Origin of the sequence: Gracilimonas amylolytica (assembly GCF_002911695.1) — a bacterium.
GTDB classification, from domain to species: Bacteria; Bacteroidota; Rhodothermia; order Balneolales; family Balneolaceae; genus Gracilimonas; species Gracilimonas amylolytica.
Genome location: NZ_PQBS01000023.1, coordinates 7501 through 32671, shown reverse-complemented (window position 1 = coordinate 32671; position 25171 = coordinate 7501). Strand labels below are relative to the sequence as shown.

The following is a 25171-nucleotide window of genomic DNA, read 5'->3' as shown; positions in this document are numbered from 1 at the left end:
GCTTATATAAAAAGGAAGAAGGCGACGACCTACTCTACCGCTTGTGGCAGTACCATCGGCGCTGCAGGGCTTAACGGCCGTGTTCGGGATGGGAACGGGTGGGACCCCTGCGCTAGAGTCACCTTCAATAAAATCAGTATGTGTTTTCCCGTTTAAGGGATGTTCTTTGACATGATGAGGCAATAGCGTGGTAAAGAGGGTCTGGGAAGATGGGTGTTATAAACTGCTTATTAGCGGCTTGCACGGGGACCCGTGCAAACCATATAAATAAAGCCTGTGGCCTAATTAGTACGACTCGGCTAAACACATTACTGTGCGTACACCTGTCGCCTATCTACCTGGTCGTCTTCCAGGAGGCTCTTAGGGAATACTTATCTTGGAGCGTGCTTCGCGCTTAGATGCATTCAGCGGCTTATCACTTCCGCACATAGCTACCCTGCGATGCATGCGACCACACAACAGGTACACTAGCGGTGCGTCCACTCCGGTCCTCTCGTACTAGGAGCAGCTCTCCGCAATATTCCTACGCCCACAGCAGATAGAGACCGAACTGTCTCACGACGTTCTGAACCCAGCTCGCGTACCGCTTTAAATGGCGAACAGCCATACCCTTGGGACCTTCTCCAGCCCCAGGATGCGATGAGCCGACATCGAGGTGCCAAACCTCCCCGTCGATATGAACTCTTGGGGGAGATAAGCCTGTTATCCCCGGAGTACCTTTTATCCTTTGAGCGATGGCCCTTCCATGCGGTGCCACCGGATCACTAAACCCAACTTTCGTTCCTGCTCGACCTGTATGTCTTGCAGTCAAGCACCCTTATGCTTTTACACGCTACGCACGATTGCCAACCGTGCTGAGGGTACCTTTGGGAGCCTCCGTTACTCTTTAGGAGGCGACCGCCCCAGTCAAACTACCCACCATACACTGTTCCCCGCTCTGCAGGGTTAGAATTCACCTGTTACAAGGGCGGTATTTCACTGGGCGACTCCCCCCCTCCTGGCGAAGGGGGTTCAGTGTCTCCCGCCTATGCTACACATGTAACCGGTAAAGCCAATGTAAAGTTGTAGTAAAGGTTCACGGGGTCTTTTCGTCCCGCTGCGGGTAATCGGCGTCATCACCGATACCACAATTTCACCGAGCTCATGGCTGAGACAGTGCCCAAGTCGTTACACCATTCGTGCAGGTCGGAACTTACCCGACAAGGAATTTCGCTACCTTAGGACCGTTATAGTTACGGCCGCCGTTTACTGGGGCTTCAGTCAAGGGCTTCGCCGAAGCTAACCCCCTTCTTTAACCTTCCAGCACCGGGCAGGTGTCAGTCCCTATACATCGCCTTGCGGCTTGGCAGAGACATGTGTTTTTGGTAAACAGTCGCTTGGGCCTTTTCACTGCGCCCCCCAATCCGCCATAAGGCGGACCAGGGGGGATCCTTCTCCCGAAGTTACGGATCGAATTTGCCTAGTTCCTTAGCCATGAATTACTCGAGCACCTTAGGATACTCTCCTCACCCACCTGTGTCGGTTTGGGGTACGAGCGATTGTAACAAACTACGACGCTTTTCTCGGCAGCGGGATTACCTCCACTATCTGCTTGCCCGCAGGCTCACAGTACTGTCGGGGTTCAGCCTTAATGGGAGGCGGATTTGCCTGCCCCCCGGCCTACGCCCTTTAACGTGCATTCGTCAGCACGCGGGAGTGTCACTTCTGCGTCACGCCTTAGCCTGGCGCTACAATCGGTACCGGAATATTTAACCGGTTTGCCATCGGCTTCGCCTCTCGGCTACACCTTAGGTCTCGACTAACCCTGATCCGATTAGCGTTGATCAGGAACCCTTGGGTTTTTGGTGGAGGAGTTTCTCACTCCTCTTATCGTTACTCATGCCTACAGTTTCGCTTCCAGGGGCTCCACCGGATCTCACGATCCGGCTTCTGCGCCCCTGGAATGCTCCCTTACCACTCTATTAGAGTCCACAGCTTCGGCAGTATGTTTAATGCCCGTGTATTATCGACGCCGGGCCGCTTAACTAGTGAGCTATTACGCACTCTTTAAAGGAATGGCTGCTTCTAAGCCAACCTCCTAGTTGTCTGGGCAACCCAACTTTCTTTGTTCAACTTAACATACATTTGGGGGCCTTAGCTGGTGGTCTGGGTTGTTTCCCTCTCGCGACGGGACGTTATCACCCCGCCACTGACTGCCTGGTGGCTCTCTGCCGGTATTCGGAGTTTGTCTAGGGTTGGTACCCGGTGAAGGGCCCTAGCCTAATCAGTGCTCTACCTCCGGAGAGACAAAACCAGACGCTATACCTAAATATATTTCAGGGAGTACGAGCTATTTCCAAGTTTGATTGGCCTTTCACCCCTATCCACAGTTCATCCGAAGACTTTTCAACGTCTGGCGGTTCGGGCCTCCATGGGGTTTTACCCCCACTTCACCCTGACCATGGATAGCTCACTTGGTTTCGCGTCTGCCCCGCTGTACTGCTCGCCCGTTTCAGACTCGCTTTCGCTACGGCTCCACCCCTTAGGGGCTTAACCTCGCACAACAGGAGCAACTCGTAGGCTCATTATACAAAAGGCACGCCGTCACCCCTCAAAGAGAGGCTCCGACCGCTTGTAAGCACACGGTTTCAGGTACTATTTCACTCGCCTTCTCGGCGTTCTTTTCACCTTTCCCTCACGGTACTGGTTCACTATCGGTCATACAGATGTATTTAGCCTTACCGGATGGTGCCGGCTGGTTCACGCAAGGTTTCACCGGCCTCGCGCTACTCAGGATACCCGCCTCTCCGCTCGCCGTACGCCTACAGGCCTTTCACCTTCTGTGGGACTGCTTTCCAGGCAGTTTCGACTTAAGCTCGCTTCGATTACGCAGGTCCTACTACCCCGACTCCCCGTAGGAAGCCGGTTTGGGCTGCTTCCCGTTCGCTCGCCGCTACTTGGGAAATCACTTGATTGTTTTCTTCTCCTGGGGGTACTTAGATGTTTCAGTTCCCCCCGTATGCCCTCCTCGAAAGGAGTATCCGCCAATTGGCGGATGGGTTGCCCCATTCGGAAATCCACGGATCATTGCTCTTATGCAGCTCCCCGCAGCTTATCGCAGCTTTACACGTCCTTCTTCGCCTCTGTATGCCTAGGCATCCACCGTGTGCCCTTAGTATGCTTCTATTATATGGCTTGCACGGCGTCTCCGCCGCACGGCCTACATAAGTACTTCATGCTATTGGTTTACAATTGTGGTCTGGATGTGGGACGAACCGCATCCAGATACCTTGGCGTAGCACGCACGCCCAATCGGACGCACGCACTACTATCTTCCATTACCTACCTACCGAAGCAGGTAAGCAATATCAGACCTTTTACTATTGCTATTGCTTTCATCATGTCAAAGAACCCACACTCTCGCGTGTGGAACGTGTCTGCTTGCTCGCGCGCCTTCCGGCAACGCCTCAAACTCAAACATTCTGTTAAAGAACAGGTATAAAACATCCGGGATCTGCATCCTCTCATCTCATGTCTTACTACCTCAAAATCTCAAAAAACTCGTGTGGAGCTACGGCCCCGATGTTCGGGGGAACCGCCAACCCTGCAGCGGCCTCAATCAGCCACTCAGTATCGCTTGCTTCACTATGTCAAACTCGTGTGGAGCTACGGGGATTCGAACCCCGGACCCCCTGCTTGCAAAGCAGGTGCTCTAGCCAGCTGAGCTATAGCCCCTTGCACTAAATTGTGGGCTTGGGAGGACTTGAACCTCCGACCTCACGCTTATCAGGCGTGCGCTCTAACCACCTGAGCTACAAGCCCCGCTTAGCGGGGTATCGGCACAGGCGTTGGTCGCCGGCTGCGGCGAGTGTTCACCCGCTATATAATAAGTACAGATCAGATTGTTTGATACGAGCGCTTGCGTAGCGTCGTAGTTCCATATTGCAGGAACGCTCTCCTTGAAAGGAGGTGATCCAGCCGCACCTTCCGGTACGGCTACCTTGTTACGACTTAGCGCCAGTTACCAGGCTTACCCTAGGCACTCCTTGCTGGAGCGACATCAGGTACTCCTGACTTCCATCGCTTGACGGGCGGTGTGTACAAGGCCCGGGAACGTATTCACCGCGTCATTGCTGATACGCGATTACTAGCGATTCCACCTTCATGGAGTCGAGTTGCAGACTCCAATCCGAACTGAGAATGGCTTTGTGGATTTGCTCCCCCTCGCGGGGTGGCTACCCATTGTACCATCCATTGTAGCACGTGTGCAGCCCTGGACGTAAGGGCCATGATGACTTGACGTCGTCCCCACCTTCCTCACTACTTGCGTAGGCAGTCTGGCTAGAGTCCCCACCATTACGTGCTGGTAACTAACCACAGGGGTTGCGCTCGTTGCGGGACTTAACCCAACACCTCACGGCACGAGCTGACGACAGCCATGCAGCACCTTCCATAGTGCCCCGAAGGGACTCTCCTTTTCGGGAGATAACACTGTGGATTTAGCCCAGGTAAGGTTCCTCGCGTTGCATCGAATTAAGCCACATGCTCCACCGCTTGTGCGGGCCCCCGTCAATTCCTTTGAGTTTCATCGTTGCCGACGTACTCCCCAGGTGGTATGCTTACTGCGTTAACTGCGTCACTGGCCCCAAAGGACCAACAACTAGCATACATCGTTTACAGCGTGGACTACCAGGGTATCTAATCCTGTTCGCTCCCCACGCTTTCGTGCCTCAGCGTCAGTTACAGTCCAGCCGGCCGCCTTCGCCACTGATGTTCTTCGTAATATCTATGCATTTCACCGCTACACTACGAATTCCACCGACCTCTTCTGTACTCAAGAAACCCAGTATCTATGGCAATTTTACCGTTAAGCGGCAAGATTTCACCACAGACTTAGGCTCCCGCCTACGCACCCTTTACACCCAATGATTCCGGACAACGCTTGCACCCTCCGTATTACCGCGGCTGCTGGCACGGAGTTAGCCGGTGCTTATTCAAATGGTACCGTCACTACAAGACGAATCTCGTACGTTCTTCCCATTCAAAAGCCGTTTACAACCCATAGGGCCGTCTTCCGGCACGCGGCGTGGCTGCGTCAGGCTTTCGCCCATTGCGCAAGATTCCTCACTGCTGCCTCCCGTAGGAGTCTGGGCCGTGTCTCAGTCCCAGTGTGGGGGATCATCCTCTCAGACCCCCTAACTATCATCGCCTTGGTGAGCCGTTACCTCACCAACTAACTAATAGTACGCAGACCCCTCTATATCCGGCCGAAACCTTTAACAACTGTGGCCATGCGGCCCCGCTGCATTATGCGGTATTAGCACCCCTTTCGAGATGTTATCCCCCAGATATAGGCAGGTTATCTACGCGTTACTCACCCGTCCGCCAGTCTCCAGCAGCTGCAAGCAGCTACCTTCTCCTTCGACTTGCATGTGTTAAGCCCGCCGCCAGCGTTCGTCCTGAGCCAGGATCAAACTCTCCATTGTAAATATCTAATATATACTCTGTGAGCTAACCCTACGCTCTTGGTCATTTTCTATGCAAATTAATGCATCAAAGAATTGAACAAGCTCTCGCTCGCACAAACAATCTGATCTATACTTCATTATGTCTAAGAACAAACCTTTCAGCGAAAAAAAATGCCGACTAAACATCTGTTTGGTCAGCGATTTTCGTTTCCTTGAAAGGATTACAAAGATAGGGGCTATACCCTATTCACCGCAAGTATTTTTTGAAATTAATTTCACTTTTTTTGTTAAATCTTCTGTGCTGCTCATAATCGTATTATGAGCACACTAAGAGGCCTTTACCAAACTGTCTAACAAACCTTCCAGCCAATTAAAAGACCGAACTTCCAAAAAGTGAAATTAATATGGAGCTTAAATCTGATTTTGGAATGATGGAGATGAGCGAGATCCAAAATTTTGACTACAAAAATCAGATTCGGAGCTCACGGTTCACGCTCACATTTCGCTAAGAAATTCAGATTATTCCGCTTTCGCAGGATCAACTGTCTTTTTCACTGTAAATGAAATTGCCGCGAAAAGAAACATCAATAAAAATATTCCAAATCCTGACACTGCAAACCAATCTAACAACCCCGATGGAAAATCAACGGTTTTCTGATCATACCGATTCTTTAACACCGAGAATGACCAGATCAGTGGAACAATAGTACATATCAATACAGATATGTAGATTCTCAGCTTCTTTGCCTCGCCCGATACTATGGAATGGATTATATTCAGCATGTACTTTTCGTTCGCTTAATTCAATTTATGAATGAACGCTGTTGATCTCAGGTAATTTAAGTTAATTCTTAATCCCTTTCATACAAACTATTCCCAAAGGGATCTTCATCATAATGCTTCAAGAACTTCACCCCTAAATAGAAGAGTGGGGTATCAAACAGAGCAAAGAAGAATTTGAACAGGTAGGAATTAATGATGAGAATAATAAGTGTAGCTACAGAGTTTATATTATCACCGAGATTTCCTGCCAAGTATAAGATGGAAAGAATAGCGGTAGAATCTACCAGCTGACTAAACATGGTGGATGCATTATTCCTCAACCACAAATGCTTTCCTCCGGTCAGGTTCTTCCAGAAGTGAAACAGACGAACATCCACAGTTTGGGCGGTCAGGTAGGCGATCATACTGGCAATGGTATTCCCCACCATGAATTCATACACGCCCTCAAATAATTGTATACCTCCGCTTACTCCTCCGGTATTCGGGAACCAATGCCCTACCGACATTAAGAACAGCATAAAGAAGTTCATGAAGAATCCCACCCACACTACAAGCTGCGCTTTCTTTCTTCCAAATAATTCTGAGATCAGGTCGGTGGCTAAAAAGGTAAAGGGATAGGCCAACACGCCTACCGGTACACTCATCGTATATATAGACTCATCCCGAACAATAGATGGAGTGATGGATCGCAGCCAATTGGGCAGTTCCATACTGAATAAAGTCACAAACTTTGTGGTCCCGATCACATTCCCCAGCACCAGGGCTGTCAGGAATATCCCGGAAAGAAATAAAAAGAGTGCGTCCCGCTTGTGCTGTTGATCTTTAGATTCCGCCATATATCAGATGATTTTATAAGTCGCCCAAAAGTAACCAATCAAAACAAATTTTCAATTTCTATCGTAGCAACGAACTGAAAGCTTTCCGCATTCGTTTTACTACTGAAATAAATGAAGACCATGGATACACAGAAATTAAATACCAAGATCGAGCTGACCGAAGCCGCAATAGACCTATATATAGAAGGCAGGTTTACGATCTCTAATCTCACCAAAAAAACCGGGAAAACAGCTTCAGAGATCTACTCCCTCTTTCCAAATAAAAAGGCGATCCTGAAATTCTATTACCCATCGCTGGTGATACGCTACCGGGCAATGATCAGCGAGATCGACGACTTCGATACCTACACCATTGGTGAAAAACTTTCCAACTTTGCATTCACTTTATTTGATATGATGGGTGAGCGTCGTGAATTTGTGGAAGATACCTTTGAGAAATATGAATGGAACTGTTCCTCAAAAAATGATTTCCAGGAAGAGGTCAAATCCCTTTTCAGGGAGTTCTTTACATCTGATGGTAACATCGCTACCAGCGCCGGATTTTTTATGGGCAATATCTTCTATAGCTCACTGAAAACTCAATATCTATATCTGGTCAAATTCTGGCTGGAAGATGAGAGTGATAACCATGAACGCACCTTTGCCCTCACAGATAAAATTACCGGATTCATCGAAGAGCTTGTTTACTCAAGGATCGTGGATAAAGGATTTGATCTGGCCAAATATTCTCTGAGTGCTTTCGGATTCAATAAACAAGTGGAAGATTTCAACGACTGGGTTTCAAGTTGGTTTGAAGATGAACCTGTTGATGAAGTTGAAATCGAGATCGAAGATGAAGAAGAGAATGATAACCAAAACGAAGAATCCGAAGATAATGAGTAAAGATTTTCCTTCATCAAAATTTGAGCGTGGAAGTCGAATTGCCAAAACAGGTATTAAGGTTGGAACCAACTACGCCAAGCGTTATCTGAAAAAGAAGACCGGTCAGTCGAATGGTAATTCTGATAATGATTTCCACACCGAAAATGCCAAAGAGGTCTTTAAGGAATTCACCAATCTCCGGGGAACCGCTCTGAAGATCGCTCAGGGCATGAGCATGGATCAGGGGTTTCTGCCTGAAGAATTTGCCGAGGTAATGACCCAGGCTCAGTATTCGGTTCCACCTATAAATAAAGCACTGGTTCGATCTATTATAAAGAGAGAATTGGGTGGCTATCCGGAGCAGATCTTTAAGCATTTTGAGTCGGAGGCCTTTGCAGCCGCATCCATCGGTCAGGTCCATAAAGCAGAGTTGAAAGATGGACGAAAAGTGGCCTTTAAAATTCAGTACCCCAATGTGCAGGAGACCATCGATTCGGATCTGGGGCTTGCCAAGATCCTGGTTAAACGTATCGTTAAGAGGGGTGCCAACATCGACCCGTATTTTGATGAAGTTAAAGCTACTTTGTTGGATGAAACCGATTATATAAAGGAAGGAAAGCAAATTGATCTCTTTCGCGAGCGATTTGGAGGATTGAACATCGTGATGCCGGAGTGGATCGAGGAGTTTTCGACCGATAAAGTACTATGTATGACCTATCTGGAAGGACGGCATTTGGGAGAATTCCTTAAAGAAGACCCGGACCAGGAAACCCGTGATCATTTTGGTCAGTTGCTATGGGATTTCTTCCATCAGCAGATTCAGGATATGGACTATGTTCACGCCGATACGCACCCCGGAAATTTTCTTTTTACCTATGATGGCAAATTAGGTGTCATCGATTTTGGATGCGTGAAGAAATTCCCAAGATCTTTTTTCATGGATTACCTGCGGTTGCTCCCCACTCATTTGAATGACGACCAGGATGCCATCCGGGACCTCTATGAGAAGCTCAAGGTCATCAACCCTGATTCAGATAACCCTGAGAATGAGGAACGCTATTTTAAGTTTGCCCGCAATTATGGAATGACCTTCGCTGAGCCCTATAAATACGAGGTTTTTGATTTTGGAAATGAAGAATACCGAAACACCATTAAATATTTTACCAAGGATGCGCCGATAGGGAATGAACCGCGCGGTTCCCAGCACTTTTTATACACGACTCGCGTACACCTCGGACTTTATAACTTACTGATGAAAATGGGGGCGCACATCAACACCACAAAAAGCAAAGATATACTGAGTAAAATGCTGAATGTTGATTTTGGAGAAGTTGTGGAGACATCCGAATAGAATGTGGATGTTGCGGATGTTCCCGATGGGTACTCTTGCAGTATTAAACTACCCTAATTCTTTTACTTTGTAGTATACAGGGGACGACGCAGAGCGATCGTCACCAGAATTTAGTTCAACCCCTATCGGGTTGCCAGCTTGTTCATGGTTTAGCTCCGGGTTTCGCAGGCTCCACCCGGAGTTATTCATATTTCATCCTTTCAGGATGAGGGAATTTATATAGTGACTAAGTAGCACGGCAACTTGCCCGTCCGTTTTAGTTCAACGCAATTAGGGCTTACTTCATCCGGGCAGACAAGCTGTCCGCCCTACGTTTCGGTAGCAACATCTGAATGGAGCGCCGATGACACGGATTGGGCAGATCTTCGCTGATCTGTGTTTCTATCCCTTTCCGTGATTATCCGCAACATCCGCTTTATTCGCGTTCTATTTCATTAGCTCTATCTCACCATTCTCAACGTAGGGGTAATTCATGAATTACCCCTACGTTGGACCATATTCTCCTTCCTATAATTAATAATTTTTCAAAAAATCTGTAAGGAATTCGGCATTCATAGCTCTTACCTTAGAAAAAGACGATGAATTATTCACAAACTACTACCGATACCATGCCGGATATCAAACAAGCGGAACACGTACTTCATGAAGTTTTCGGGTTTGAGGCATTCCGGTCACTGCAGAAAGACATTATTCAAAACGTCCTTAATAAAAAGGATACCCTGGCCATCATGCCCACCGGCGGAGGTAAATCCCTTTGTTATCAGATCCCGGCCCTGCTTTTTGATGGATTGACGATCGTGGTCTCTCCTCTTATATCACTCATGAAAGATCAGGTCGATCAGCTAACCGCTTATGGGATCTCGGCTTCTTATTTGAACAGTTCGCTTTCACCCCAGGAATATGAGTCTACATTGGATCAGATCCGAAGAAATAAACTGGATCTACTTTACCTGGCACCGGAAACCTTACTTAAAGGTAACGTCTTAAATCTTCTCTCGGGTTTAAATGTGGAATGCATTGCCATTGATGAGGCGCATTGTATTTCCGAATGGGGGCATGATTTTCGTCCTGAATACCGACAGCTATCAAATGTCACAGCCAAATTTGATGATGTGGTCACGCTTGGTTTGACTGCAACTGCTACTCCACGTGTTCAAAAGGATATTGCCAATTCACTGGGACTTTCAAACGCCAACACCTTTGTTGCCAGTTTTAATAGGAAGAATCTATATCTGGATGTCGTTAACAAAAGCAATCCACTGCAGCAGGTCATTAATTTTCTACGACGGCATGAGGAGGAGTCGGGTATCATTTACTGTTTTTCCCGCAATCAGGTGGATGACCTTACTCAAAATCTGAACGCAAATGGCTTTAATGCGCTACCCTATCACGCCGGATTAGGTGAATCCATCCGTACACAAAATCAGAATGCGTTTATTCGGGATGAAGTGGATATCATTGTGGCCACTATCGCCTTTGGAATGGGCATTGATAAGCCGGATGTGCGGTTTGTGATCCATCACGATATGCCGAAGAACATTGAATCGTATTACCAGCAAATTGGTCGCGCCGGTCGGGATGGCTTGCAATCCGATTGTCTTTTTTTATTCAGTTATGGGGATGCCGGAAAGATCCGCTATTTCATTGATAAAAAAGAAGATCCCAAAGAACAGCGAATAGCAGAAGAACACCTGCAAAAACTAATGGATTATGTGGAAGCTCACCAATGCCGAAGAATTAAGCTGCTGGGATATTTTGGGGAGCATTTTAATGAACAAAATTGTGGTATGTGTGATTTCTGCACGGGCGATACTCCGGAAAGGGAAAATATTACCGTGCCGGTTCAAAAATTCCTTTCCACCATGGCGCGTACCGAACAGAGATTCGGCTACAATCACATTTTAAATATTCTGCTCGGCTCACGGCGGAAAGAAGTGCTTAAGTTCAACCACGATAAACTTTCAACCTATGGAATCGGGAAAAACCTGAGTCGGCCAGAGTGGAAACAGGTGTATCGGGAGCTGATGAAGCAGGATATTATTGTTCGGGAATTTGAGCATAAAAGTTTAAAGCTCACACCAAAGGCCATGGAAATTCTCAAAGGGAATCAGGATGTGTTTGGGGTGATTGAGGAGCCGGTTCAAAAAGAACGAACCAGATCGTCAAAATCTGATATTGAATCACTCGATTTCAACCGGAACTTGTTCAAAAGGCTCAAAGAAAAACGAATGGAGCTGGCACGCAAACAGGGAGTTGCCCCCTTCGTTATTTTTGGAGACAGCACGCTGATCGAGATGGCTTATTATTATCCGCAGAGTGAAGAGAGTTTGCTAAAGATCCACGGAGTGGGTCGGGCAAAGTCCAAGAAATATGGGACTGATTTTTTAGATGTGATCATGGAGTTTAGCCGGCAGCATAACCTTAAGGAACGTTCAAAATCGGCTCAACCCAGACATAAACCGATTAAGAAAACGCTAAGTAAAAATAGTCGGCCTTACGAAGTGGGACACATGTTCCGAAATGACAGGCCTGTTCAAGACATTGCTTCTCATTTTGATGTTAAAGAGGGAACCGTGATCAGCAACCTCATCAAGTTTGTAAAGGCCGGGGAGTCTATTCCTGCAGATCATTTATTGGATATTTCTTCCCTTAATGAAACTGAGATGCAGCAAGTTCGAAAAGCATTTAATATACATGGGTATGAAATGCTACGCCCGGTTTTTGATGAGCTGAATGAGGAAGTTTCTTATGATGAGTTGAGGATCGTGCAGCTATATCTGATGGTGAAGAATGGAGTGTAGAAAGTCAGTTCCAACGCAGAACGTGTGGAGTGAAATTTAGAAATTATCATTATCCATCAATCCAGACTTTGTGAACCGGAGGTTCAGGTATGCATTCCGAACGGGACGTTCGGAACGAGAAGTAACTAGGCTTAAAAATGGAAATCATTCCTGAGGTTTGAATGGTTTCTTCCACTTTTGCCAAAAGGTCTCAATAAGAACCATCCCTAGCGACCATAGTACAGATACAAAAATGGTCTCAAACCAAGAGAAACCTGTTTCGGAAAAGATGTATAAGCCTATGCCATATAATGGCCCAAACAGGATGATGCCTGCGATAAACCTGGCAACCATTTCTTTTTTACTCATAACCGGAAAAATTAGTTTACACAAAAAAAGCACGGGCTGTTCACCCGTGCTTCAAAATACCATTATGCTGATAACTTCCTAATCAATGCTATTTAAATAGCGAAAGAAATCGCTGTCTGTTGTAAGAATGATATTGGTTTCTTTGTCGATGGTTTTAGTGTAAGCATTCATTGTTCTTATGAATGAGTACAAATCACGCGATTGCGAATTCCGATTATAGGCCGCGTTGTAGATAGCGGCTGCCCGGGCATCCGCTTCACCTCTAATGATCTCTGCCTCACGGAATGCCTCTGACTGAATACGTGCCAGATCTCTTTCTTTCTCACCGTTGATCCGGGAAGCTTCCCCCTGACCTTCCGATCGGAATTCATCCGCAATTCGGTTACGCTCGGAGATCATACGATCATAAACAGTGCGCCGTACATCTTCCACATAATTCACTCGTTTGATGCGAAAATCCAGGATCTGAATTCCCAGGTCTGAAGCTCTTTGATTTGCCAGTTCCTGAATGTCTTCCTGAATTTGTTGTCGGCCTGTATTGATGTCTTCCAGTGAATCTTCTACCACTTCCAGCATCAAAGCGCCGGTCGTGTCCGGTTCACGGTTGCTTGAACGAACGATCTCCAATAGATCGTGAGCAGCTATCGCATTACGGGTTTCTCCATCCAGAATATCATCCAGGCGGGATTGTGCCCCGCGCTCATTACCAAGTCGTTGATAGAATTGCAGCGGATCAGTAACCTGCCAGCGGGCATAAGAATCCACAAAAATGAATTTCTTATCCTTGGTAGGAATCTGATTACGGTCACCATCCCACTCCAGATACCTCTTTTCAAAGTAGTTGGCAGTTTGCACAAATGGGATCTTAAATTTAAGTCCCGGATCAGTCACGGCATCTCCAACAGGATCACCAAATTGAGTGATTATGACCTGTTCTGTTTCATGTACAATGTAGAATCCATCGAGTGCCGTTAAAAGTATAACGACGCCGATCACGGCAGTAATAATTCCTTTAGCCTGTTTCATCTTAGTTACCTCCATTATTGTTTTGAGAAGAAGTTGTTCTTGCTCCTTCTAACTGCATTTGTAGTAATGGGAGGACGTTATTTCCACCTTCATCTGTGATCGTTTTATTACCCATTTTAGGAATAATATCTTCCATGGTTTCTAAGAATATTCGTTGTTTGGTCACCTGAGGCGCTTTGATATACTCAGCATAAAGATCATTGAAACGAGATACTTCACCCTCGGCATTGTTGATCCTTTCGGAGGCATAACCTTCGGCTCTCTGAATGGTTTCTTCAGCCTCTCCCCGGGCTCTTGGAATAACCCGGTTATAATCCGCTTTGGCCTGATTGATCAGGGTTTCTCTTTCCTGTTGCGCTTCGTTTACCGCATTAAATGATGGTTTTACAGGGTTTGGGGGATTGATATCCTGAAGCACGACCTGCTCTATGGTAATACCTAACTCATATTCCTGAACCAATGACTGAATCAGGTTTTGAACCTCGATAGCAACCTCGGCACGACCAACGGTCAGTACCTCATTCACAGTTCGGTCACCCACGATCTGACGCATGGCCGCTTCCGAAATATCAGACAGTGTAGACTCTGCATTTCGAACCTTGAACAAATAACTGTATGGGTCATTGATACGATATTGAACCACCCACTCCACATCAGCCAGGTTGAGGTCACCGGTCAGCATCAGTGATTCATCTTCATATCCTGCTTTTTGATATTGTGATTGAGTTCCTGAACTTACCGTTCTATACCCAAATTCTTGTTTCAGTTGTCGCTCTACCGGAACTAGTTCAACCTGATCAATGATCGGCAGTTTATAATTAAGTCCCGGTTCTACTGTTTCCACATATTTTCCTAACCGCACTACCACGCCCACTTCTTCCGGATCTACCGTAAAAAATGTTGTGAATCCAAGAAATAAAACGATCAACCCGACAATGATCATCCGGATATTTTTCGTGACTTTCTCAAACTGAGGCGGCACATTAAATTCAAAATCTTGTTCTTGAGCCATGTTTTACTATTTATTTTTCTTTATTTGAAATAGATACACTTATTAGATCTTCAGGCATATGATAGTGGTATCATCAGCCAATTGATAGTTACTGAATTTTTGAATAGTTCTTTTTATTTCTTTCGATATCTCCTTCGCTGTCAGCTTATCGGTGTCAATCGATTCTATCAATCTTGGTACTTCATCAAAACCAAATCTTTCTCCTTTTTCATTCACTGCTTCAGGTAATCCGTCTGAGTAAAGCAGGAAAAAATCCCCTTTTTTAACGCTAACCGTTTCCCGCTGATATTTTACATGTTTCTGCATGCCCAAAGGAAATGAAGGTTTTGGGGTGTGAATATATTCTGCAATGCCGTTTCGTTTTAATATTGGCCTGCAGTGACCTGCATTTGCGATAGCCAATTTTTGGGCTTTGATATCATATCGGGCAAGAACACAGGTAATAAACGTTCTTTTATCGGTTCGATCAAACAGTGGTTCGGTGATGTCTGACAGGACTTCATCAGGGCAATCGTGTTTGATCCTGGAAAGTAATAACCCGCTGGTAAACACAGCCGGCATAGCTGCACGCATCGATTTTCCGGAAACATCCACAACCGTCATGGTCAACGCCTCTGCATTACCCTGCTCATCTTCCGTTAATATATAGTCAAAATAATCTCCACCGACTTCAAACGATGGCATGAAGAACCCGTACACATCGAAGGCTTCAGACTTGGGAGCTTGTAAGGGCATGAGTTTTAGCTGACTTTCTCGAGCGATCTCGATCTCCTTTTCAACCCGGAGATGTTGATTAATGCGCTCTTCGTATTCCGGGATGTAGACTTCCACCTCAGAAATTGATTGCCCATACCTATTGATCACAAATCCATACATCAATATTAAAGCCATGAACACATATTGCCCCCATGCCACATAGCTGACATTGAGTGAATCTGAGCCAACATACGGTAGCATCAAAAAGAAAACCGTAAAAAACCACCAGGCGGTACTTACAGTAAGTAATCCGAATTCTCTGATCGCATAAACAAAAATTATGGCTATTCCGATATAGATTCCCATATCCGTCCATACCGAACCGTTTGTACCAATCAGCCGGCCTAATACGGTTATACTGATGCCTATCAAGATCACAGATAAGGCACTTACCAGCCAGTCCCGTTTGATGCAGCTTTTCAGAATGGAGTAAATGAAGCCGATCTGTCCGGTAGCAACCAACCAGGTAGCGGTCCAGGCACTCATGTTGATCGTCAATACCTTAGGTGTGATACCGGCTTCAGCAAAACCAAACTGACTGTCTGCCTGTACAAGAACAACACAGAATGCATAGGCTAAGACCGACATCATACCGATCACAATTCCACCTAATGCAATCCCTTGTACAAGTCCTGCACCGGTTTCACGCAGAAAGAAATTACGCTGCCATAGGGCATCCACCAGATCCACTTGTTTCTGATTTTGGGACCGGGCTAAAGCTTCCCAGCTTATATAGGCAAGTGAGGCATACAGGCCTACCACCAATCCAAAAAGTAAATTATTGATGGTACCAATAAATACACCTGTACTGCTCAAAAACGGGTCATAACTATTCATAAAGAAGATCGCACGCCAGCCATAAGTACCCAAAAACATTAGTAAAAAAATTGCCAAAGCCCGCCGCCATTCAACTTTACCTTTGAAAATATTCCTGGTACCAATGGCAAAGATCAGGATCACCAGAATAAATAGTACTGAGAATAGTACATAGGAAAACTCTAATTCATCGTTGGATTCTTCTCCACCACTTGAAGAAAGTTCTTGTGGTTCAAAGGTATTTCTGGCCTCAAATGAAGTAATGCTGAACCCAAATTCAGTCCTGAACCCGGCTTCACTATCAATCTCACGAACTACAGGAACTAATTCCAGGGTTAGAGTTTCAGGACTGTTTACAACTTCAGCTTTTCGCTCCCATTGTATTCGAAGAGCTTCGCCGGATGAATTTTCTGAAAGATTTCGTTGAGGATTTTGCCCCTCGTTAATCACATTACCATTCGTATCAAACAGGTCTTGTGTTAATTCATATTCATCGAGGTTGTAAGAAAAGATATCCTGAACTACATGAGAGGCAAGAGCAAGTAAGGAATCACCTTTAACAAAAGTAGGATTATGGCTTTCCGGATTACTGCTCATTCTGATAACCCGTCCGGCATTAGAAACATTGAATTTCAGGCTGCCTGCATCTTTAAAAAGCTCTTCGGTTGATGCAAATGCACTGCTGCTGTTAAAGGGCGTACCGAGAACTGACTCCCAGCTTTGCAAATGCAGTGCGGCCTGATTGAGTTTTGCAGGCTCAACCTCATTTCCCATTGTGTCAGTAAGGATGTCATAATAGTTTAAGTGCTGCTTCCTCATTGACATTATAGCCAGCGAATCAGCCGAAAACCCCAATTCAGGAGCCATAACTTTTATGTTCTGCTCTACCTGATCCTTACTTTCACTGATTGCCCCTGATGCAAAATAATCGATGTTCGGACGCAGAAAAAAAAACAAAATGATTCCCGCAAAACCACAAAACAGTAATATGTAGGTACGCTTGTCTATCAAAAGTTAATTGCCCTATTCTATTTCCGAGTTAAAATAACTCAGCTTTTCTTACTCAACTCAGAATGAAGCTACGATATTTATTCAGCTTTGTTGCTTACAATTTTAAGCAAATTTACTTACCCCTTTCTTTCGAAGGTGACCTGAAATACGCTTCCGGAATCTTGAACTCTTTCAAGGATCTTAAATTCTGCATTAAGCTGACTGCTGAGAGTTTTAATCAGTGTAGCCCCTAAAGAATCTGAGTTATTGAATTCATGAATATCGACCCCTTGCCCGTCATCCGTGATGTTCATTCTTACCAGATCACCCTCCATCTTCACTTCAACGACAATTTTTCCTTCCTTTTTTCCACTAAATGCATGTTTGAATGCATTCACGACTATTTCTGTGATCAACAACGAAAATGGTATAGCCTGATTGATACTGAGTGCCAGAGGATCAATTTTGGTCTCTATCTTTATCACTCGGTCATCGCGTAAAAGCATGTTACTGATGGCTTCCATGAGGTCAGAGATATATTTATCATATTTAATGTAAGCCAATGATTCATTCTCATAGAGCATCTCGTGAACCAATGCTATGGATTGAATCCGAAGCTGACTGTCAGCCAGGGCGTTCTGAACATCAGAATTCTTAGCATTGAAACTTTGTAGTTGCAATAAGCCGGATACTACGGCCAGGTTATTTTTTACCCTGTGGTGGATCTCAGCCAGCATCACTTCCTTTTCTTTTAATGACTCTCTGATCCGGCGTTCTGCCTGTTTTCGTTCGGTAATATCACTCGCCACCGCCACACTGCCAACTTTAGTCCCACTATTATCCACCAACTCCGCCTCGGAAAATAAGACCGGTATAGTCCGAGAATTTTTATGCTTAAGTGAGAATTCAAAACTATGATCACTCTTTCGCTTTTGTTCATACACAGTCCCCATTTCACTGACATTATATAAATGAGTGAGTGGCTTGTTTAGCATTTCTTCATTTGAATAGCCGGTCAGTTTTGCAGCTGCCGTATTGGTTCTTACTAATTTCCCTTCTGAATCGGCCACAAAGAGTGCTTCCTGTATCGACTCAATAATATTATCCAGATAAGCTTTTGACACCGTTGATCTTTGAAGGCTTTCAGCCATTGTATTGAAAGCTTTTGCCAGCTCCCCTATTTCATCTTTGGTGCGATGATTAATACGTTCATCAAGGTTACCTTCACCCAGTTTTTTGGCTGAACGACTTACCTTCTCAAGCGGACCGGAAATAGATCTATAGATGTAGACCGCTAATACCAGGGCAAATAATACGGACAGAGCTGTAGCTATGTAATTGACAAGTGAAGCTTCCTTTAAAGATTGATTTAAACTCTGATTTCTAACTTCCTGAACATCCAGCGCATACCTTCTGGTTTTTGATATTTCAGGTATGATGTTATTTCTGAAATAGGGCTCAATGGAAGTGATGAACATTAAGTTCGCCTGATCCGAATTTTCAGCTCCCAGTTCTAACCATTCCCTGGCTATGGATCGGTACACCGTATAACTTTTAAACAGATCCGTCAGATCCTGTGGCAACTGTTCCTTTTCATTTATCAGTACCTCCAGTTTAGTAAATGCCTCTTCAAAACTCGACAATTCAGTTTCAAACTTTTCGGTGAGATCCACAACTGACGGTAACTCCTGCACCGTAGAATAGGTAGACTCGATCTGATAGGCTTCCCGGATCCCATTCAGGAAAATGAGACTTTGATACAAGCTCCTTTCCAATTCCCCTGTGTGCATAACCACACTTGATGCGTCATTAACGGTATTTAGCTGGGCCTGTCGAATTTCACCTGTATAATGATCTGATACAAAACCCACAACAGCTAATAGCAGGCTAACACAGACGAAACCGATGACGATTTTTGTTTTAAGTCTCAAGGAAAATGGGTGTAATTGTAAAGACGTCACAAAGTATTGATTGCACTATGGAATCTCTACAATTACTAAATTAAAAAAGACTCATGTAACATTTCTTAACAGCCTTAAAAGCTAAGCAGATCTTCTATAGCATTGGAGATCTTTTGCACGTTTGGTAACACTGACTCCATCAAGCTAACATTATAAGGAACAGGAATATCAGGCATAGTGATTCTTTCAACGGGTGCATCCAGGTATTGGAATGCTTCTCGCACAAGCACTGCTGCTATCTCTGCTCCGAAGCCTGCCGTCTGATTATCTTCATGAACAATGAGACATCGGTTTGTTCGCTGAATGGAACTCAAAATAGCTTCTTTGTCCCAGGGCATCAAAGTCCTGAGATCCAATACATCAGCGGAGACACCCGTTTTATCAACGGCTTCTTCGGCTCGTTCACACATAGCTCCCCATGTTACGATGGTAAGCTCATCACCGTCCCGCAGTTTTTTGGCTTTACCAAAGGGAACAACGAATTCATCTCCCGGATAGGGCTTACGAGCGTACTTGGCATCAAGCAGATTTCTGTGTTCGAAAAAGACCGTTGGATTGTTACTTCTCATGGCAGAGCGCAGAAGTCCCACGGCATCTTCAGCATTACTTGGCATAGCTACCTGCCACCCAATGGCATGCGTAAAAAACACTTCGTTACTCATACTGTGCCATGGATCACCACACTTGGCAAATCCACCCGGCATTCTTACCACAATAGGAGCTGCGAATCGGTTAGCCGTTCTCCATCGCGTGGTTCCACAGTTATTTAGCTGTTCCGTAGCCGGATCAGCATATTTTCTAAACTGAATTTCAGCAACCGGCATCAGGCCCTGATACGCTAAACCTACCGCACGGCCAATGATACCCTCTTCTGACAAACTTGTGTCAAACACTCTGTCTTCACCAAATTGGGACTGAAGATCCATGGTTGCTGCATGTACACCACCTTTTTTTCCGACATCCTCACCAAAAACCATCAGCTTTTTGTTGGTTTCCAGTTCGTACCTAAGGGTTCGCCTGATGGCCTCAACAATATTGATACGCTGCTTTTCAGGTTTAGGTTCTTCAGAACTTTCAGGGAATTCATGTCCCTCTACAGCCAGCCCTCCGATCTGTTGAACTTCATCTTCAGCAAATGCGAATTTTTCGGTTTGAGCCGCATCCGGTTCCGGCCGCGACAGTGCTGCCTTTGCAGCTTCCTCTATGTTTTCCTGAGCCTTCTTCTCCCAGTTCTTCCAGGTTCTTTCAGTGATCTGATCCGGAACCATAAATGCTTTCAGCTTTTCAAGGGGATCCATTTCTTTCTCCTTCTTGATCAGATCCTCATCTTTATAAGCCTGATTATCCTGATAGGAATGCCCGTTTAGTCTTGGCACCGTTAACCTGATCATAGCCGGGCCTTTTCTATCACGTACATAATTAACCGACTCTTCAAGCAATGATGCTGCTTCCACAGGATCCGTTCCATCTCCATCATATATCTTCAGATTATTAAACGACTGAAGATTATTTGAGATCTTTCCACCGGGTGTTTGGTACTCGCTCGTCACTGAGATCCCGTATCCGTTGTCTTCAATATAAAATAGCACCGGCAGGTTTTGAGTGGTAGCAATGGTCAAAGCAGACCAAAAGCCGTTTGTTGCCACTGAACCGTCTCCGCCAAGAATTACAGAAATGGCCTTTTCATATTCTTTTTCACCCAATACATTTTTACGGTATTCGATGCCCTGAGCCCACCCAATAGCCGGGGTATACTGTGAACCAACATCTCCGGCCATTGGTAAAACCTTTGGACCGTCTGCATCCGGCTTGTTACACACCACTCCAATATCACGTCCATCACTGTACCCACCGGATTTACCCATGGGTGCTGCCATAGCATCTTCTTCCGACAAACCAAGCGATAACAAAAGTGGACGGGATCGATAATAAGCACTGGCTGAATCATGACTACTGGTTAGGAGGTTCCCCAGTAAGATCTGTCCTAATTCGTGCCCCCTCGCAGAAAATTGATAAAGCACATCTTTATTTGGAACCAACTCATTTTCCTCTTTTTCATCCATAGCACGAGAGGTGAGCATGAGGTGTGCTACTTTTTTCCAGTCAACTTTTGGTGATTTACTTTTCTTAGATGCCGACTTCTTTTTGGCCATAATATCTTTTCAATTTGCAGTGTTCAAAAAAACTATTAACAACAGTTAGCTATGAACTAACTCATTTTCTAAAAAGTACTGAATCAGCTTTCAACAAGCTTTTCATCCCTTACCGGTAACGGTTAAAAACGAACGTTCAAAATGTTCCATCTCTTCAGGCATGCCAACCGTAATTCTAATGCAGTTTGGAAGCCCGAATGCATTAATTCTTCGAAGGATCACCCCTTTTTCCAGCATGCTTTGCGTAAAATCTATGGCTTCTTCCTCAGTAGGTAAAATCATCATAACTGAATTTGAAATGGATGGCATATAATTGACCCCATGATCATCAAAAAATTTATACAACCGTTCCTTGCTTTGTTCTACCACGTCAACACTTTTGGCTAGAAAATCATCATCACCGTATGCTGCAAGGGCCGCAGCCTGTCCCAATGTAGTAGGTTCGAAAGTTAGCTTGGTCTTCATCATGTTCTTGATCAACTCTTCATCAGCTATCGCATAGCCTACCCTAAATCCGGCCAAGCCGTAAGCTTTTGAAAAGGTTCTTAACACAATGATGTTGTCCTTTTTATAATCCAAAGCATGAGGATAATCTTCTACATCCTTGGCATACTCGTAATAGGCTTCATCAACAACGATCAGCACATCATCAGGTACGTTTTCTACAAACCAATCAAATTCATTCTTTGTGTTGTAAGTGCCGGTTGGGTTATTCGGGTTCGCAACATACACCATCTTTGTATTTTCATCAATGGCATTGACCATAGCTTTCAGGTCATACTTATACTCTGATGTTACCGGTATTTTTTTGAGATGAACTCCCCTCACACCGATCTGCACAAAAAACCCAACGAAGGTTGCATCTGCAGTAATGGCATTTTCCTTATTCAGAAAAAATGTTTTACACAAAATCGAGATAATACTTTCTGAACCGGAAGCCAACAGCACATTCCCAGGTTTCACACCATTTCGCTCTGCGATCGCAGACCTAAGTTTCCGGGCAATGGGATCGGGATAATCCTGAATTTGGTTAAACGCCTCATCAATAGCTTTTTTTACTTTTGGACTACACCCCAGCCTGTTTTCATTGGATGCTAATTTCGCGATCCTTTCGGGCTTGTACAGTTCTACAACTTCAGCTATGGTTTTTCCGGCAACGTAAGGCTTTAGCGTTTCAATATTATTGGGAACTAACGGTTTACCGGTTTTTGAATTCATTAACTAAGCCTTACTTTAAATTTGAATTTAATAGGTTAGAAATTTACCACTAAAAAAGCGCTTTTTCCAAGCTAAAGGGAACTTAAACCAACAATTTACATTTGCTTTTATACCAATAATTAACGTAAGATTTCACCATTTTATACTATGATAAAAACGATCATTGTTACCGGGGCCAGCCGGGGAATTGGTTACCAAACTGCTTTAAAACTCTCAAATCAGGGACACAACGTAATTGCTACTGCCCGTACTGAAAGTAACCTTCAAAAACTTTCAGCTGATGCACCATCCGGTACTATCACTCCTGTTGTGGCTGACTTAACTGATCCTGATGAAATTCAGAATATTGCAGAAGCTGCCAAACATTTAAATGGCATAGATGGATTAATAAATAACGCGGGTCTTGTTCACAGAGAATCTTTTATGGAGACTGGTATAGATTCTTTCCAAAGATTAATGGATGTGAACGTATATGGTATCGTGCGATTGGTTCAGGCTTTAAAACCATTGATGACGGAGGGAAGCCATATCCTTAATATATCAAGCATGTCCGGATATCAGGGCAGCCTTAAATTTCCCGGACTTTCAGCATACGGAGCCGCAAAAGCGGCCGTTATCGGGCTATCGGAAGTCTTAAGTGCTGAATTCGCAGAAGACAAGATCAGCGTGAACTGCCTTGCTATCGGAGCCGTTCAAACTGAAATGCTTTCTGAAGCTTTTCCGGGTTTTGAGGCCCCGGTATCTCCTGAACAGATGGGGGGATATGTGGCTGATTTTATTTTAAACGGTCATCAATTTTACAACGGCAAAGTGTTACCGGTAGCTCTTAACGATCCCAGCTAAGTTTAGCTTTACCTTTTTATATTCACTAAATTTGATCTAAAAATTTCAGTACAGTATGCAAAAAATTACAACGGGTTTTATTCTTTTTATTACACTGATTTTCGGTTCAAACTTTGCTAAAGCACAAACCATTGAATTACTTGCCGGTAATACACTAAACGGTACAGTGAATGGTACACTTCTTGGAGGAGCTGTAATGGGTTTAACCAACGACTCTGATTTTGCACCTCTTAGAATTGGTGTGGGTTTGGGTACCCTCTATGGGATAGGAGTTGGAGCCTACGATATCTCCCAAACCAACGGAAGCTCTATGATCGTCACCGGTACATTCAACGATGGTAATAATTCTTCCATCATAGTTCTGCTTGATACATTTTACGGTGCCGCAGCAGGCTCGGTCATAGCGAGCTCAGTGATGCTGATCGCTAATGAACCAATCGTGAAAGGGCTTCAGTATGGAGCCTCTGCCGGTGCCATTGCCGGCTTTGGCTTTGGTGTTGTAGATTCATTCATTCTCTCTGATAGGATCATTCCGGGGGCGTCAGCTCATTCTAACTCAAACACCGCAAATGGTTTCATGGCTCTTGCTTTTGAAAACGGTAGCAGCATTGGGTTCCTTTCTCCGTCAGTATTTTCTTCTTTAGATCTTTCAGAGGAAAACATCCGGGCCAAATTCACCCCGGCCATCGACGTTATAAACCTAAAGGTCAATCTTTAGGCTCAGCTAATTTTTTAATGATGGCTTTTACGGTCTCAATATGTCCTGACAGGGAATGATGTAAGCCATCCGGCAGGTAGTTCCAGGCCTGAGGTTCTCCTTCTCCCATTCGGCGTGCTGTTGAATCTATAATAGCCCCCTGTTTTCCTGAGATCAATTCCTGCACCTGACTAAGATCACGTTTTTCAATCGTGAAATCATACAGAGGATTTTCATTCAGCATTTCAGTGATAACAGGAGCAGGAGTGATCCAAATTACCGGATTTGAAACGCGCTCTTCCAAAACCGATTGAATGGTCTCTATATTTTCCCAGGTTTCAGATAATGGAAGTAAGGTGCGTTGAGGGGCAATATTCAAACGTTGAGCATCAAATGTTCCTAAAGCTACAATGACCCAGTCCGGTTCATGGATGATCACATCTCTATCTATTCGCCTTAATGCTTCACTGGTTGTGTTATACGAAACACCGGCGTTTATAAAATTGAAATCTGCATGTTCTGTTGAAATCTCCAGCACATGCTTTAGAATTGTGAACCAGCCCTGAGCATCCTCCGTAATGGAATCACCAAAAGCTACGATGGTTTCTTCACCGTCAATCGGAAGTTTATCAAGGCAATCTACGATATCATCATCCTTAAGGATCTCTAAAGCCGCTTCCCTGGCATTTTCATTCATATTTTGCCGAAATGACTTTAACTCTTCTTCCGTTATTCCAAACAGTCCTGCTTCAGATTCTGTTGATGATTTACCCGGAAACAATGGAACCCTTCTTTCTGCATGATAAAATGGGATCATGAATTGCTCTAATATTCCTTTCTCTTCTTCACTTGCTTTACGCTCTGCCATTAATCTGTCTCTTTCACTTTAGTAATTAAATTTTCTACTAATTTCGGTGTACCTATCCCTGCCTTTTCTTTGATATGTTGCCATTCTCGTAAATCTCTGAATTCAGGCTCAGATGGATCTATGATAAATTTATCACTTCCATTTTTTACGTAATCGATCAATCCTGCAGCAGGATAAACAACCAGTGAGGTTCCAATAACTATCAAGATATCTGCCTTTGAAGTCATCTCAGCAGCGATCTCTAAATTTGGTACCATCTCCCCAAACCAAACCACATGAGGTCTTAACTGAGAACCATCAGCCGCTTTGTCACCAATTTTTATAGGTCGATCTCCGATCTCAATAACATGGTCATCAACTTCGCTGCTTTTCGCTTTGTTTAATTCTCCATGTAAATGTAGGAC

General features: G+C 44.7%; 15 protein-coding genes, 2 tRNA genes and 3 rRNA genes (1 of these 20 cut by a window edge). 5 read left to right on the top strand and 15 right to left on the bottom strand.

All coding sequences use genetic code 11. The features are described from left to right. Positions 1-16 precede the first annotated feature (16 nt). The 6 genes from rrf to C3B73_RS05950 form a co-directional block, all read right to left on the bottom strand. Positions 17-126: ribosomal RNA gene (rrf, locus tag C3B73_RS05980) — 5S ribosomal RNA — on the bottom strand. Between the two features lie 138 nt (positions 127-264). Next, positions 265-3167: ribosomal RNA gene (locus C3B73_RS05975) — 23S ribosomal RNA — on the bottom strand. A 473-nt stretch (positions 3168-3640) separates the two neighbouring features. After that, positions 3641-3714: transfer RNA gene (locus tag C3B73_RS05970), tRNA-Ala, on the bottom strand. 13 nt (positions 3715-3727) lie between these two features. Further along, positions 3728-3801, bottom strand: a tRNA-Ile gene (locus C3B73_RS05965). A 140-nt stretch (positions 3802-3941) separates the two neighbouring features. After that, positions 3942-5465 (bottom strand): 16S ribosomal RNA (locus C3B73_RS05960). The 16S, 23S and 5S rRNA genes sit together here with 2 tRNA genes alongside, the layout of an rRNA operon. 833 nt (positions 5466-6298) lie before the next feature. Further along, positions 6299-7066 (bottom strand): queuosine precursor transporter, encoded by a 768-nt coding sequence (locus C3B73_RS05950; RefSeq protein WP_103664696.1) that lies wholly within the window; start codon positions 7064-7066, stop codon positions 6299-6301. Between the two features lie 120 nt (positions 7067-7186). Here C3B73_RS05950 and C3B73_RS05945 point away from each other — a divergent pair, with 120 nt between their 5' ends. From C3B73_RS05945 to recQ, 3 genes are all read left to right on the top strand, one after another. Next, the gene (locus C3B73_RS05945; RefSeq protein ID WP_103664695.1) at positions 7187-7948 is read left to right on the top strand and encodes a hypothetical protein; all 762 of its coding nucleotides are present in this window, start codon (positions 7187-7189) and stop codon (positions 7946-7948) included. Then, the gene (locus C3B73_RS05940) at positions 7941-9278 is read left to right on the top strand and encodes an ABC1 kinase family protein (protein ID WP_103664694.1); all 1338 of its coding nucleotides are present in this window, start codon (positions 7941-7943) and stop codon (positions 9276-9278) included. The genes C3B73_RS05945 and C3B73_RS05940 overlap by 8 nt, the downstream gene beginning before the upstream one ends. A 578-nt stretch (positions 9279-9856) precedes the next feature. Next, a complete protein-coding gene (recQ, locus tag C3B73_RS05935; RefSeq protein WP_103664693.1) occupies positions 9857-12079 on the top strand; it encodes a DNA helicase RecQ in 2223 nt (740 codons plus the stop codon). Between the two features lie 144 nt (positions 12080-12223). Here recQ and C3B73_RS05930 read toward each other — a convergent pair whose 3' ends face one another. From C3B73_RS05930 to hisC, 7 genes are all read right to left on the bottom strand, one after another. Next, positions 12224-12427 (bottom strand): hypothetical protein, encoded by a 204-nt coding sequence (locus C3B73_RS05930; RefSeq protein WP_103664692.1) that lies wholly within the window; start codon positions 12425-12427, stop codon positions 12224-12226. A gap of 78 nt (positions 12428-12505) precedes the next feature. Next, complete coding sequence (gene hflC / locus C3B73_RS05925; RefSeq protein WP_232803035.1) at positions 12506-13453, bottom strand: protease modulator HflC; 948 nt, start codon at positions 13451-13453, stop codon at positions 12506-12508. 1 nt (position 13454) lies between these two features. Beyond that, a complete protein-coding gene (gene hflK / locus C3B73_RS05920) occupies positions 13455-14465 on the bottom strand; it encodes an FtsH protease activity modulator HflK (RefSeq protein WP_103664690.1) in 1011 nt (336 codons plus the stop codon). 42 nt (positions 14466-14507) lie between these two features. Further along, entirely contained in the window at positions 14508-16994 is a 2487-nt protein-coding gene (locus C3B73_RS05915; RefSeq protein ID WP_232803034.1) for a PP2C family protein-serine/threonine phosphatase, read from the bottom strand. 170 nt (positions 16995-17164) lie between these two features. After that, positions 17165-18958 carry a histidine kinase dimerization/phosphoacceptor domain -containing protein gene (locus tag C3B73_RS05910; RefSeq protein WP_103664689.1) on the bottom strand — a complete coding sequence of 598 codons (1794 nt, stop codon included), beginning with the start codon at positions 18956-18958 and terminating at the stop codon, positions 17165-17167. Positions 18959-19062: 104 nt separating this feature from the next. Next, the gene (locus C3B73_RS05905) at positions 19063-21141 is read right to left on the bottom strand and encodes a transketolase C-terminal domain-containing protein (RefSeq protein WP_103664688.1); all 2079 of its coding nucleotides are present in this window, start codon (positions 21139-21141) and stop codon (positions 19063-19065) included. A 102-nt stretch (positions 21142-21243) separates the two neighbouring features. After that, entirely contained in the window at positions 21244-22359 is a 1116-nt protein-coding gene (gene hisC, locus C3B73_RS05900; RefSeq protein ID WP_103664687.1) for a histidinol-phosphate transaminase, read from the bottom strand. A 147-nt stretch (positions 22360-22506) separates the two neighbouring features. On the opposite strand from hisC, the gene C3B73_RS05895 reads away from it, so the two are divergent. Both C3B73_RS05895 and C3B73_RS05890 read left to right on the top strand, forming a co-directional pair. Next, positions 22507-23202 carry an SDR family NAD(P)-dependent oxidoreductase gene (locus C3B73_RS05895; protein WP_103664686.1) on the top strand — a complete coding sequence of 232 codons (696 nt, stop codon included), beginning with the start codon at positions 22507-22509 and terminating at the stop codon, positions 23200-23202. Between the two features lie 55 nt (positions 23203-23257). Further along, positions 23258-23920 (top strand): hypothetical protein, encoded by a 663-nt coding sequence (locus C3B73_RS05890; RefSeq protein ID WP_103664685.1) that lies wholly within the window; start codon positions 23258-23260, stop codon positions 23918-23920. On the opposite strand, the gene C3B73_RS05885 is transcribed toward C3B73_RS05890, so the two are convergent. Together C3B73_RS05885 and C3B73_RS05880 are read right to left on the bottom strand one after the other, a co-directional pair. After that, the gene (locus tag C3B73_RS05885; protein WP_103664684.1) at positions 23910-24767 is read right to left on the bottom strand and encodes an SGNH/GDSL hydrolase family protein; all 858 of its coding nucleotides are present in this window, start codon (positions 24765-24767) and stop codon (positions 23910-23912) included. The two genes, C3B73_RS05890 and C3B73_RS05885, sit on opposite strands and share 11 nt — an antisense overlap. Beyond that, positions 24767-25171, bottom strand: partial view of an SIR2 family NAD-dependent protein deacylase gene (locus tag C3B73_RS05880; protein WP_103664683.1) — the 3' portion only. 306 nt of this gene lie beyond the right edge of the window; the window shows 405 of its 711 coding nt (coding positions 307-711); the start codon falls outside the window, past its right edge; the stop codon is at positions 24767-24769. The genes C3B73_RS05885 and C3B73_RS05880 overlap by 1 nt, the downstream gene beginning before the upstream one ends.

Bases quoted from the DNA above. Each gene is read 5' to 3' on its own strand.
- C3B73_RS05930 (WP_103664692.1), bottom strand. From the start codon at position 12,427: ATGAGTAAAAAAGAAATGGTTGCCAGGTTTATCGCAGGCATCATCCTG.
- C3B73_RS05940 (WP_103664694.1), top strand. From the start codon at position 7,941: ATGAGTAAAGATTTTCCTTCATCAAAATTTGAGCGTGGAAGTCGAATT.
- hisC (WP_103664687.1), bottom strand. From the start codon at position 22,359: ATGAATTCAAAAACCGGTAAACCGTTAGTTCCCAATAATATTGAAACG.
- C3B73_RS05950 (WP_103664696.1), bottom strand. From the start codon at position 7,066: ATGGCGGAATCTAAAGATCAACAGCACAAGCGGGACGCACTCTTTTTA.
- C3B73_RS05895 (WP_103664686.1), top strand. From the start codon at position 22,507: ATGATAAAAACGATCATTGTTACCGGGGCCAGCCGGGGAATTGGTTAC.
- C3B73_RS05885 (WP_103664684.1), bottom strand. From the start codon at position 24,767: ATGGCAGAGCGTAAAGCAAGTGAAGAAGAGAAAGGAATATTAGAGCAA.
- C3B73_RS05905 (WP_103664688.1), bottom strand. From the start codon at position 21,141: ATGGCCAAAAAGAAGTCGGCATCTAAGAAAAGTAAATCACCAAAAGTT.
- recQ (WP_103664693.1), top strand. From the start codon at position 9,857: ATGAATTATTCACAAACTACTACCGATACCATGCCGGATATCAAACAA.
- hflC (WP_232803035.1), bottom strand. From the start codon at position 13,453: ATGAAACAGGCTAAAGGAATTATTACTGCCGTGATCGGCGTCGTTATA.
- C3B73_RS05945 (WP_103664695.1), top strand. From the start codon at position 7,187: ATGGATACACAGAAATTAAATACCAAGATCGAGCTGACCGAAGCCGCA.
- C3B73_RS05890 (WP_103664685.1), top strand. From the start codon at position 23,258: ATGCAAAAAATTACAACGGGTTTTATTCTTTTTATTACACTGATTTTC.
- hflK (WP_103664690.1), bottom strand. From the start codon at position 14,465: ATGGCTCAAGAACAAGATTTTGAATTTAATGTGCCGCCTCAGTTTGAG.